This is a genomic window from [Limnothrix rosea] IAM M-220 (assembly GCF_001904615.1).
Taxonomy (GTDB): domain Bacteria; phylum Cyanobacteriota; class Cyanobacteriia; order Cyanobacteriales; family MRBY01; genus MRBY01.
The window spans coordinates 21,217-34,078 of the sequence record NZ_MRBY01000001.1; the positions used below are offsets into that span (position 1 = coordinate 21,217).

Here is a 12,862-nt window from a genome sequence, read left to right on the forward strand (position 1 = left end):
ACCTCAACACATAGATGTCTTACCTAGAGCAGTGAATTTCCCTTAACCATATCTCAAAAAAAAACAGAAAAAGCACAATTTACACTTCATAACCTTTGGCTAAATCTTGACAAGTGATCATACCCAAGCCAAGCCTTTCACCATTGTTAGTTGATTACCAAATCAAAGACCCAAAATCTTTGCTTATTCTTAGATAAATATTTTCCTAGATAAGCTTAGAAATTGACCCTAGAAAGACTTTATTAGGCTTTCGAAAACACGAAATACATGATCGACAGTTATCAAGACATTAACTCACCGCGATGCACCCGAATAATCCCTAAGCCAGACCCCTCAGATTTGATTTAAAACCCTAAGAAATACAACAACAATATAACCTTGATTTCGATGTCATGAGTTGGGACAGTACTAGAAAAAAACGCTCACCCAGCACATCCCTTGAGCCCGCCGTCTCTACCCAAATCAGAAACCAGTACTTCGACAAACAAATATGTTTGCGGTTGATTAGAGCTGAGCGCCTCAGCGATGTTGAAAAAATGGCCAGCTTCTTAATTAAAGACCGCATAGCTCAAACGCAACATCTATATACACTATGACCCAATCTATCCAATCACATACAGCCTTTTCTCCAATGCTTTAGCCGAAAGCTTGACACTATTGCAAATGCCCAAACTAGTTGTGAGGCCGCAGAATTTTGGGACAAAACCAGTCTCAAAAATATCTTAGATGACAGACAAGCCGATTTTTTTTTGAAAGCTTTGATCGTTTTTTCGTTGAAATGGGAATCCTATATCATCATAAAACAATACGTACGTAGATGATTTATTCTTGGTTTTGGACTTGCAGTTTTGTGGGTTCCATTTACAAAAAACAATGTATTACTTCAATACCTCATGACCTGCTCCCATACATTTCTCTATTAAGGCCGGGCAAAGTCATGCCTGATTTTTGCAGAAAAAATTCTTTAATTCTTTACTTTGTGAAGAATCATTTGTCTTTTCGCCGATCATGATTTTATCAGCTACGCAAAAGTGCTTGACTTTTACTGCTTTTTTAAATTCTCCTGTATTGTTAGGTACGTGAGATCCGGAGAAGTTGTATTTTTCGTAAAAAAAGCTTTTCCTACTTAAGGAGTTGAGATTTAATGTTTGGTGAATACGTAGAAGCGTAGATTGGGGAAGATGGATCAAATTATTTTGATCTTGCACTTTCTCAGATAGGTTTTCACCAAATCGTGATTTCTCCTCCCCAAGGACGCTTTTCCTTAACAGTTAACTCCTATCCAAGAATGTGAGGATATAAAATTTTGTCTAGTCCCAAGCGATCGCCCAAGTGGTCAAGATCAGTCTCTCCCTTCCTTGTCGCCGGCCTGCTAGTAACGGGGAACTTCCACTTTATTCCCCAAGTTTTAGCCCTCGGAACAGCGGCTGGCACGCCTATTAACAATAGGGCAACTGCAACTTACGAAGATCCTGATGGTAATGAGATTGATGCGATCTCCAATACTGTCATTATTACAGTTGCGGAAGTCGCAGGTATTACAGCAGTACCAGATCAAATAGTTGACCGGGATGGTGGCGCTGTTGAAGCCGGCGATACCCTAGATTTTTCCTTCACTGTTACCAATACTGGTAACGACACAAACCAGATCAGTGTTCCAACAAATGTTGGTACAGAGAATTTTGACGTAATCCCAGCCGGTAATATTCGCGTTGAATACGATGAAAATGGTAATGGAACGATCGAGTCTGACGAGGTTTACACATTCGATGGGACAGCCTTCTTAAATCCCAGTAATGTAGATTTTGAAACAGTGGATGTCCCAGCTGACGACGATTTCTTGGTTATCGTCACCGGCACAGTTCCAGCTACTGGCGTTAATTCTGGAGATCCGGTTTCTGTTACCCTTGGTGATACTCCAACGGTTGGAGACCAAAACGTTGATTTTGACGGCTCTCTTGATACTAATGATTTAGCAACTCTCCAGACAGATCCTGTGAATGGCCGACGAGAGGCAAGTGCAACTCAAAGTATTCCCTTCGCATCAAGCGTCAATCCTCTCGCATTAGCCAGAGTCGAAAAGAACGACACAAACTACGTTGAGGGAGATCTAACGACTTACAGTGACGATCTCATCACTTACGAATTAGATGTTGACGTAGCTGATACTGATCCTAGTAACCTTTTCCAACCCGGTTCGTTAGCTGGAACCAACATCACCCTTGACGGCGCTACTGCCCAGCGCATTTTAGTTTCAGATGCTATTCCGACGGACACTCAACTTAGTTCAACTTCCACTACCCTACCTTCTGGATGGAGTGTTGTTTATACAACTGACAGTCCAACCACAGCAGGGAATGAAGCACCGACAGAGGCGCGATGGTGGACAAGCTTTGGTACAAATATAGGGCAACCAGCAACTCTTGCTGATGTCGCACGTATCGGTTTTATCTTTGATGGTTCTCTTGCCGCAGGATATGATACTGCCAATGAAGCGGGTAGCTTAAGTTTTACGGTTCAAGTCACTAGTACTAGTACAGCACCGGGCCTTAATATCTACAACTTGGCTCAATTGCTGGGTATTACCCAGGGTGACGATCCTGCCGACCCTAATGACATTGTTTATGATGAGTCTGGTGACGATAACACTAACAACTTTAGTGATGATGGTACACCAACGCCCTATGACCCAAATAATGACACTGGGGATCCCGGTACTCCACCAGATGATGATACTGATGACGGTACAAACACTGGTACAGATACAGATCCTGCAGTCGGTGGTGGTGAACCGAATCGTTTGCCTCTGACAATTATTGCTGCTAACGACACTATCTTGATAGGTCCCGATGGAGCAGCAGGTGCAGTTGGTCCTGATGGAACTCAAGACACAGATTTTACGAACCAATCTGCCCCATTTACCCCTGTTGATGCAGACAATGATGGAAACTTTGATGCATTTACCCCTCCTGAAATCGTATACACGAATACAATTCAAAACCCAGCAACATCGGGCTTTATCGCTGATGCGACCGTTGAACCTGCAGACATTGCTCAATCAGGAGCAGCAGCTGGTGATATCCCCACAGGTACTATTGTTCGGATTACTAATGGTGTAAATACTGCTTTTTATGAGTATCAAGCCGATGGGACATGGAGTGCACCTGGTACCACTCCTGACTTCACGGGTGGTAATCCTGACAATCCCGGAATTCCAGTTATTTTTGATGACCAGCTAACAGCACAGGAAACGCAGCAGGTTACAGTGGGGGTTCAATTCCCTGAACTGTCTAGTGCAGACGACATTCCAGTCAATGAGTTACCTAGTTATCCGATTACTTTAATCGTATTTCCTGAGGATGATCCTACAAATCCTGGATTTGATAACGAAGTTACTTCTAACTTAACAATTGATCGTGCATACCCTGCAGGCTACGTCGAACTTTTGAAAGAAGCACGAATTCTAGATTCTACAGGTGCCCAAGTTTTTCCTGCTGCTACTGGCACATATGCAGAAGATGGTTTCCCGGCTCTTGAGATTGGTCAAGTCATTGAGTATAGAATTACTTATACCAATATTTCTGAAGGCAATGGCGTGGGTACTAGCAATGGCCTCTTGCCAGCGACAAACTTCTTTATCTCTGAGGATGGGACAACGGCCCCAAACAATTGGGCGCTTGATAATGATGCTAATGGAACAGTGGATACCCTTCATCAGAATGGTGCGACTCGTACTGATGGAGACATCTACTACTACAGCAGTGCCACTGATACTAATTTCACTGGTTTTGACCCCACTGCACCATCCGGCTCTACAACCGATCCAGCTGATGATTTAACGGTGCAAGGTTATATCAACCTTGTGGGTGATGTAAACCCTCAGGATAGCGGTTCATTTACCTTCCAACGTGAACTTCAGTAACCGATCAAGAATAATTTAGTGTTGCTTTTTAGTTTTGAATAAGTAGTTGGAGCTATTAAATCAGCACTAGATTTTCCTCTGGGGAAAGTTGAAAGTAATTTTGGCTTCCCCTTCCGACTTACTTTGTGAATACAGACATTAAAGTTTGGTTTTGTTTTCTAGCAAAACTTCTGATGAGAGAGGATTTATCTATGACTAAACGCTCTTCCCTAATTGCTTTGGGTGTTGGCTTGGCTATCGCTGCTAGTTTTGCGCCAGTCAATATCCCACAATTATCATCCCAGCCGGCGATCGCCCAAACGCAGGAGCAAAGTCTTGAGTTGGCGCTTGTTGGCGAGCTGAAAGTGACTCGAACAAACTGGCGTGGGCAACAAGAGGTTGCTTGGCGAAATCTAGAAGGTGGATTTTTCCGAGGGGCTCCGACTGTCCGCCCTGGTGACATTATTCGGTATACGGTCAGTGGCAACAATCGTACGGAACAGCCGATTTCTGGTTTAGTCCTCACTGATGATTTACCAGCAAATATGGTTTATGTCATGGACTCTGCTGTTTCTGTGGGTGGTGCAACCATTACCTACAGCATTGATGGCGGCAAAACATATACGGCTAATCCGACAATTCAGGTCAGACTACCTGATGGCACTTTCGAAACACGTCCGGCTCCTGCTGAGCGCTATACCCATGTCCGCTGGACATTTCGATCGGCAGTCCCAGCAAAGGGAAGTGTGAATGGCCAGTATCAAGTTCGTGTTCAGTAAAAAAACAAGACCTTATTTTTTGAAATAAGTTAGCCGCTGCATCTACATTTTTCTCCTATTCTTTCTCCACACCCAAAATATATCTAAGCAATGAGAACATTTCTCCCGCAAAGTTTGCACTGGTTAAGGCGATCGCCCCGCGTGGTTGTTATGGCTAGTTTGATTTTGGGTTTTCTTCCCAATGCAGCCTTTGCCCAAATCGAAGAAGGCAATAGTATTTCATTATCGAATACAGCGCAGGCCTCTTATCAAGGGATTAATAATCCTACTGTCATCAATATTCTGAGTAATCAAGTTGATATTGATTCCGATGCAAGGGCTCTCATTGACCCAACAGGTCTCATTGTTGATTGTGAGGGCGTGCCTTTTGATAGCTATGCTGGTTTTTCTGTTGCTTTATTTAATGCCGCTGGATCGACGGGAGCTGAACTGGGCTCTTTGGTAAATCTGCCAAGTGTGTCACCGGCGGATCTTGCGAATAGCACCATTGTTAATGTGAACCCAAGCAATGATAATCCTTTTGATGTTGGCATAACGGATAGCCTGGATGAAAATCTGCGAGGACGCTTTAATTTCCTCTTGTCTCCGGAACAAATTCAACCCGATGATGCGTATATTCTCGTTATTCAGCCGCCGCCAGATTTGCTAGTGGATGAGCGCCGAATTCGTATTGCTGATTTTCAACTGACTGGTGGGGTGGGGTCAGAGCAATTGACTTATCGAGCTATTTCCTTGGATGGATTGCCTCTTAGTGTGGAAGATTCTGTCCCTATTGCGAAGGAAATTGTTGTGCCTCAGGGGCAGCAAAATGCGATTTTCTTGACTACTGCGGTCACACCACTGTGCCAAAGTCAGGCCATTCGCATTCGCAAGACGGCGGATAGGGTGACAACGCAACCTGGTAGTTTTGTGGTTTATCAGATTACGATTGAAAATCTGAGTACTTCAACTCTGGAGAATGTTACTGTCAATGATCGTTTACCTCGTGGTTTTTCGCTGTTAGAGGATTCGGTACAGGCTCAGATTGGTGATAATTCTACGCCGATTACAACGGTTGTTAATGGCCGTAGTGTTAGTTTTGAGTTTCAAGAGGGTTTACCGGGTAATGCTGATCCCAGTAATAATCCTGTGGCTAGGATTGCCTATGTCACGGAAGTGAATCCTGATGCTTTGCGGGGTGATGGTCGAAATGTTGCTTTAGCGTCTGGCGATCGCACGGACAATAGTTTTGTGGCGAATGATGGGCCGGCGATTTTCGAGGTAGATATTCGAGAAGATTTGTTGTCTGATCTCGGCACAATTATTGGGCGGGTATTTGTCGATAAAAATTTTGATGGGGAGCAGCAGTTTGGTGAGCCGGGTGTTCCTAATGCTGTGGTTTTTATGGAAAACGGCAACCGGATCGTGACGGATAAAGATGGTCTTTTTTCTGTTGCGAATGTTTATCCCGGTTGGCACACTGGTGCATTGGATCTAACGAGTGTTCCGGGTTATACCTTAGCCCCGAATCCCTACATTTTGAGGAAAGAAAGTCAAAGTCAGGCGGTTCGTGTGGAGCCGGGTGGTCTGGCTCGATTAAATTTTGCGGTCACTCCAGTAGTTGAGGGGGCACGCTAATGCAGTCATTATCTACTTCTACTTTATTAACTGCGCTCATTGTTCCGGGTCTGGTTACGCCTGCTGTTGCTATTCCTGTTGCGTCAAATTCAGAGTTTTTACCATCGCCGCTGCTATTTGCCCAGGTGGAGAGTCGGGTTGAAGATGGTTCTGTTGCTGATACTGATGGTGTGAGTGCTGTAAAAATTCTGAGTCCTACGATGGGCGCAGTACTGAAGAGTAATTCATCTGCGGTTGTGATTGAGGCTCCCATTGGTAGCCAGGTGACGTTACAGGTTAATGGTCGTCCTATTGATGCGAATCAGGTGGGTCAGTTACAGACTGATTCTGCTCAGGGTATTGTTCGTCAGACTTGGTTTGGTGTGATTTTTAAGGATGGTGATAATATCCTGACGGCGATCGCCACAAAAGATGGCGAGACAACCACCGATGAAATTACACTCCAAGCACCCGGGATGATCGCTGATTTAAGGCTCACTACAGTCGAACAGCGAGTACCTGCAGACGGTCGTTCTACGGTTACAGTTCAGGGTTTTTTATTAGACGATAATGGGAATATTTCCAATCGTGGTGGACTAATTACTTTAGTCTCGTCCTCTGGAGAATTTGTGGGGGTGGATGCCGAGCCTGATGCTGAAGGCTTTCAGGTAGATGCGAAGGATGGTCAATTTGAGGCAACGCTCCAATCTTCTTTAGAAAGTGGCACTGTTCAGATTCGGGCTGATTTGCTGGGTTTAGAAGCTTTTACTCAGGTGCAGTTTGAGACGGCATTACGTCCGAGTTTGTTGACGGGTGTCATTGATGTGCGTATCGGTGCTGAGAATACTAATTATTACGGTAGCTTTAGTGAGTTTCTCGATCCGGACTCTGATGGCAAAACGGTCATTGATGTTGATGGTGCGGCCTTTGCTATTGGGGCAGTTGGTGATTGGCTGCTAACTGCTGCCTTTAATGGCGATCGCCCCCTCAATGAAGCCTGTGAAACCTGCACAAACCGCTTGTACCGCGCTGATCAAAAATCAGAAGAACCTTATCCCACTTATGGTGATGAGTCTACCGTTTCGAATCTCACCCCTTCCCAAGATCAACTATTTATCAGATTTGAGCGTTCTCCCGGCATTTTGAATGCCGACCCCGACTACATCATGTGGGGAGACTACAGTACTAGGCGAGAGTTTGCCAATGCCTCCCAAGAGTTTAGTGCCCTCAGTCGGCAGCTGCATGGTGCAAAGCTTAATTACAACCTTGGTGATCTACAGATTTCCGGCCTTTTCAGTCAGGGAGGCGAATCTTTCCAGAGAGATACCCTCTTGCCCGATGGCACCACTGGTTTTTACTTCCTGACCCAACGTTTTGTTGTACCGGGTAGTGAAGAAATTTATGTAGAACTAGAAGAATTAGAGCGCCCCGGCACTGTACTCCAGCGCGATCGCCTCCAGCGCGGCATTGACTACGACATTGACTATGACCGCGGTAGCGTCGTTTTCACGGATCCGATGTTACGGACAGAATTTAGTGACGAAGGGGCGCTGCTTGTCCGCCGCATTGTGGCCAGTTACCAGCACGAAACCGATAGTGACAATAAGCTCTATGCAGGTCGCTTAAGATATAACTTTAGCCGCGAGACAGGCGCTGAGAGTTGGCTCGGCACAACCTATTTCCACGAAGATAAAGGCGAGCGAGATCTTGAAGTCTTTGGTGTTGACTCTCAAATTTCCTTTGGCAAAAATTATTTGTTCACAGGTGAGTATGCCCGGAGCACCAACGATTCGACAGAGCTGGGTAATGTTTCCGGCTCGGCTTATCGCTTAGATTTTATTGGGCAATTTAGCGACAATATTTCTGGACGTGCTTATTACCGTCACGCCGATACGGAATTTGCCAATGAATCTACCATTAGCTTTGTTCCCGGGCAGACGCGCTATGGTGCAGAGCTAGATGCCAAAATTTCTAACAGTACTCAGCTACGCTTCAAGTATGATCATGAAAATAATGACGGCGTTAATATTCGTCCGATTGTCACCCTTGGAGATTTATTAGCTGCTGACGATGAGGCGATCGCCGACGGTTTTGTGGACAACAGCTTAACTACGATTTCCGGTGGCTTGCTCCAAAAAATTGGCAAATCTAACCTCACCCTAGACCTGATTTACCGCGATCGCGAAGACCGCATCAACCCAGACAATAGCGGCAATTCCACACAGCTACGTAGCCGCTTTACCACACCCCTAAGAGACAACTTACGCTTTAGTATCAGTAACGAAACAACCCTCTCAGGTGACACAGATGCCGTTTATAACGACAGAACCCAAGTCGGCTTTGACTGGAAAATTCTTTCCGGTGTAAATCTCGGCCTTAAGCAAAACTGGTACACCAGAGGTAGCCTCGCCGGACAATCAACGACGAGTATTGATCTTGGAGGTCAATATCAACTCTGGAAAAACGCAGTCTTTACTGGGCGCTATCGCTTTGAAAACTTCAGCACTGGTATCGAAGACAGCCTTGGCTTTGGCATTAGACAGCGCTGGACAGTCTTCCCCGGTTTTCACGTCGATGCAGCCTACGAAAAAGTTGTCGGTAACTTATTCTTTGGCGGCGATGGTTCCGTGTCCCAAGGCGGTAGTCGCTCCACACGGGTGCGGGATGGCGATAGCTTGAGTCTGCGGGCAAGTTACACCGATAACCCGAATTTCAAGGCGGAAGCTTTATACGAATGGCGCAATACCAATGGTGGTCAAACCTCTAATGTCTCTGCATCATTGTTGGGTAAAGTTTCGCCCTCTTTAACAACTTTATTTAATATTGACCGACGTTTTGCTGCGGGCAAGGCAACCAGAGATTTACCGGCCAGCACAGATATTCGCTTAGGTCTGGCTTACCGTAATCCCTACAGCGATAAGTTTAATGCCTTAGTGAAATACGAATATCGTCATAATCCTGACACCATTCCCGAAACGCTATTACTGGGAACCGGCAACAGTTTGCGTGAACATATCTTTGCTGGCGAGATGATCTATGCGCCCAATTGGCAGTGGGAATTTTATTCAAAACTTGCCTACCGTCACTCCAGTATTGATTTAGCAGATAACTTTAGTGCTAGTAGCTCCCTTGGCTTGGCTCAGGTACGGGCAAGGTATCAAATGAATCGTTGGGTGGATTTAACCTTTGGGGGACGTTGGATTCGTCAGTTTTCTGCTGGTTATGATGAAATGGGTTGGCTCGGAGAAGTGGGTTTTCATCCCACTCCAAATTTAAGGTTGGCTGTGGGGTATAGCTCTGGTGAAATTAATCAAGACCGCGATTTTGACGGTACACGGGCTGATAGTGGTTTGTATGCGGCGGCAACATTGAAGTTAGATCGGCTCTTTGGTGGGTTTGGTTTACAAGAGCCTTTGCCTACACCTCAGGTACGTCGTCAGTTGATGGTGGAAAATACTGAAGCTGAAGAAGACATTACATTGCAAGCAGCTTTGCCGTCACAACCTTTACGGCTCAATGTTTCCCAAACTATTGAATTTTCGCCTAATGCAACTTCAATGTCTCGTAAGGGACAGGTGGTTTTGGATAGTTTGATTACGGTGATGCACCAGTATCCTGATTTAAATATTGATATTCAAGGTGAGTTGCCGCCCCTTGCGGAGTTAACGCCTGACAATATTGAGGCGCAGCGTCTCCAAACTGCTCGTAAGTATCTCCTCAGCAAAGGTATTCAAGGAAATCGTATTGTTATTCGTTCTCTCGGTCAGATGGCGCGTAATACTGTTCAAGAACAGCGGGAAGACAGACTTGTTGGTTTTGCGCTCATCGGTTCAGCTGAGACGTTTGAGTTGTTGTCGAGTCAGCTCAGTAGTGAGTTTGTTGGGACGTTGTTAGGTGAAGGTTTGCCTTCTTTGGCGGCACGTCAGGCTGAACTGGAAGAGAATATTGTCGCGGTTAATCCTGTGGTTTCTGAGGTTGTAGAGCAGGCTTCTACGAATGTCGAAGAACCGGAAGGGCTTGAAACAACGGCTGTCGTTCCTCGTAATTTTGATGATGATCCACTTTTTAGTTTTGCGCCTTTGGCTGTGCCGTCTGAAGGGTTGGGTGACATTTTGGTTCGAGAAGCAACGTTGGATCGTGAAGCTAGGGACATGCTTTTAGGCGATCGCCGGGTTGATGAAGCTGAAAATATTACTGAAGACTTCTTTACGACTGAGGTGAGACCGGAAGAAGAACTAATTTTAGGCGATCGCCGTATTCCCAATGATGAAACAGACTTAACCTTCTTCAATACTGACCAGTGGATGAATATGGATATGCTCACCCTGACAAGCGTCAATCTGGATCTCACAGATGGCTTTGCGAATGGTTTGATTTTGTCGCAACTGCCTGAATCTGAAGCGATGACCGTGCGAGACTTTAGCTTCTTCACTGATGATCGCGATACCCTTGCTCTTGCTCCTACTGACGTGACTGAAGACACGGTTGCTCAATTGAGTTATCTCGAAGCGCGTCAACTAGAAAGTGCCTTAAGTTTCCTCTTAGGTCGTGATGTGGAAACCCTCGACACTATTCTGGAGGCCACTGCCCAGCAGCAGGAATTGCGCGGTGAGGTCATTGACTTTGATCGCCTAATGAACCAGAGCAATGATTTGGGAGGTCAACTATGAAGCCGATAAAGTTATCCACAGTGCCACAACATTTAATGTCATTCACCGCAGCTTTGCCATTGTTAATGTGGGGGATGTCTAGTACGAATACCCTTGCTTCTACGACTGAGTATCCAGATGCTGTGTATTCCAATCCCGACGAAGTGCCGATGCGGCCTGCCAGTGAAGCAACCTACGCCATTGTGGTGAATAGTGTTGCTGATGGTGAAATTACACCCGATAGCAGTTTGACATTACGGGAGGCGATCGCCCTCACAAATAACGAGATTTCATTCGCCGAACTATCTGATTTAGAAAAGCAACAAATTCAACCCCAAGCCGACTATTCTTCGATTACTTTTGATCTAGTTGGGACTCAAACCATTTATCTCCAGAATGAACTTCCGCCATTACGTCAGACGGGCTTAGTTCTTGATGGGAGCCTTAACGGCGATGCGAAGGTTGTTTTAACCCCAGACCTTGCGGTGATTGCCAGTGCCAATGAGCTTGACGACGATGCCCTTGACGACGAAAACATCTTAAATAACTTTGATGGCGACAGCATTGATCGTTACATGCCAGAAGGTGAAAAGCTGAAATATGGTTTGCCGATTGGCTTCTCCGTTATTGCCGATGACATTACCATCAAAGATTTTCAGTTTTATGGTTTCCACAGCAGCGCTTATAAAGCTTATCCCTTCGTTGGAGCCGTCGTTATTAGTACTGGTCAGATGCTTTATGACCTCTGGCGTTTACCGGATATTGTCCAGGTTGAAGCCCCCCAGAACGTGCGGATTGAAAACAATATTTTTGGAATGACTCCAGAGCAATTGCTAGAAACTCAACCTACCCTTAGTTTTGGCTTGGTGCTTTACGATGCGATCGCCGCGACGGTCACGAATAACGAATTTCTTAACCTCAATGGCAGTGGCATTCTGACGGGAAAAGTCGCCGAATCAGTCGTCATTGCCGATAATTTATTCTTAGCAAATGGCGGTAACGGTTTACGAGATGCTGTACGTCTCGAAGGCGATATTGCTGGAACTTCTCTGGTAAACAACCGCTTTTGCGGTAACAGTGGTGCAGGTATTTTTCTCTTTAAACCAGAAGGGGCGATCGCCGTTAAAAACAATTTATTTGATGGCAACGGCTCGCGCAACGAACGAGAATTTGTGCTCACCCATCCCGATGACGGCATCGCCGCAATTTATCTAATGGGTTCAGAACACGAAGTCACAGGCAATACAATTATGAACCAAGGCGGTTCTGGCGTTGTGGTCGCCGCCTATCCCCGTAGCCAAGGCAATCTCATTACCGACAATATATTTGCCAATTTGCAAGGCTTAAGCATTGATCTCGCGACCCGCAGAACCATCGATATCCATACCTACCAAGACGGTGATGGCGCAAACCCTTGGCGCGACTCAAAAAACAGGCGCATTGATACAGGCAATGGCGCGGTTAATGCCCCTCACTTTGCGAATCCAGAATTTTTTCCCTTTGGCCAAGAAGTCGTGATTTCCGGTATTGCCGATCCCAAGGTCACGATTGACTTTTACCGTGTCCTTGAGCCCACCTCAGAATTTGGCCCCCTCAATGAATTTCTTACCCAAACGACTACCGATGAAGAAGGACATTTTTCCCTTGCCCTCACCGAATGGGAACTGGGCGATCGCCTATCCGCTATTGCCACAGACCCGACATATGGCACATCAGAACCCGCTGAAAATATTGTTATTCGTTCATTCGAGGATACGTCTCGAGATTTCCCGAAAGCAACTTCCCCTGTAACTACCGCAAAAAAAGTGTGCCATGAATTTGCAATTCTAGATACTGAACCAGAATGACAATCTACAAAAGACAAGAGATAAATTGGGCTATTCCTGAAAAATCTCAAGCCTTGCAGTCATCTATACATTCCATTACACAATGAGCCT

5 protein-coding genes are annotated in these 12,862 nt (G+C 45.6%); all 5 read left to right on the top strand.

The features are described 5' to 3' along the window. Positions 1 to 1,306: 1,306 nt before the first annotated feature. The 5 genes from NIES208_RS00620 (at position 1,307) to NIES208_RS00640 (ending at position 12,772) form a co-directional block, all read left to right on the top strand. Complete coding sequence (locus NIES208_RS00620) at positions 1,307 to 3,922, top strand: DUF7925 domain-containing protein (RefSeq protein WP_084176475.1); 2,616 nt, start codon at positions 1,307 to 1,309, stop codon at positions 3,920 to 3,922. A gap of 191 nt (positions 3,923 to 4,113) precedes the next feature. Next, a complete protein-coding gene (locus NIES208_RS00625; protein ID WP_075888675.1) occupies positions 4,114 to 4,680 on the top strand; it encodes a DUF11 domain-containing protein in 567 nt (188 codons plus the stop codon). Positions 4,681 to 4,770: 90 nt separating this feature from the next. Beyond that, on the top strand, positions 4,771 to 6,297 hold the full coding sequence (locus NIES208_RS00630) for a DUF11 domain-containing protein (protein ID WP_075888677.1): 1,527 nt from the start codon (positions 4,771 to 4,773) through the stop codon (positions 6,295 to 6,297). Beyond that, complete coding sequence (locus NIES208_RS00635; RefSeq protein ID WP_075888679.1) at positions 6,297 to 10,946, top strand: hypothetical protein; 4,650 nt, start codon at positions 6,297 to 6,299, stop codon at positions 10,944 to 10,946. Before NIES208_RS00630 ends, NIES208_RS00635 begins: the two co-directional genes overlap by 1 nt. Continuing rightward, positions 10,943 to 12,772 carry a right-handed parallel beta-helix repeat-containing protein gene (locus NIES208_RS00640; protein ID WP_075888681.1) on the top strand — a complete coding sequence of 610 codons (1,830 nt, stop codon included), beginning with the start codon at positions 10,943 to 10,945 and terminating at the stop codon, positions 12,770 to 12,772. Before NIES208_RS00635 ends, NIES208_RS00640 begins: the two co-directional genes overlap by 4 nt. The last annotated feature ends 90 nt before the right edge of the window (positions 12,773 to 12,862 follow it).

Bases quoted from the DNA above. Each gene is read 5' to 3' on its own strand.
- NIES208_RS00630 (WP_075888677.1), top strand. From the start codon at position 4,771: ATGAGAACATTTCTCCCGCAAAGTTTGCACTGGTTAAGGCGATCGCCC.
- NIES208_RS00640 (WP_075888681.1), top strand. From the start codon at position 10,943: ATGAAGCCGATAAAGTTATCCACAGTGCCACAACATTTAATGTCATTC.
- NIES208_RS00635 (WP_075888679.1), top strand. From the start codon at position 6,297: ATGCAGTCATTATCTACTTCTACTTTATTAACTGCGCTCATTGTTCCG.
- NIES208_RS00625 (WP_075888675.1), top strand. From the start codon at position 4,114: ATGACTAAACGCTCTTCCCTAATTGCTTTGGGTGTTGGCTTGGCTATC.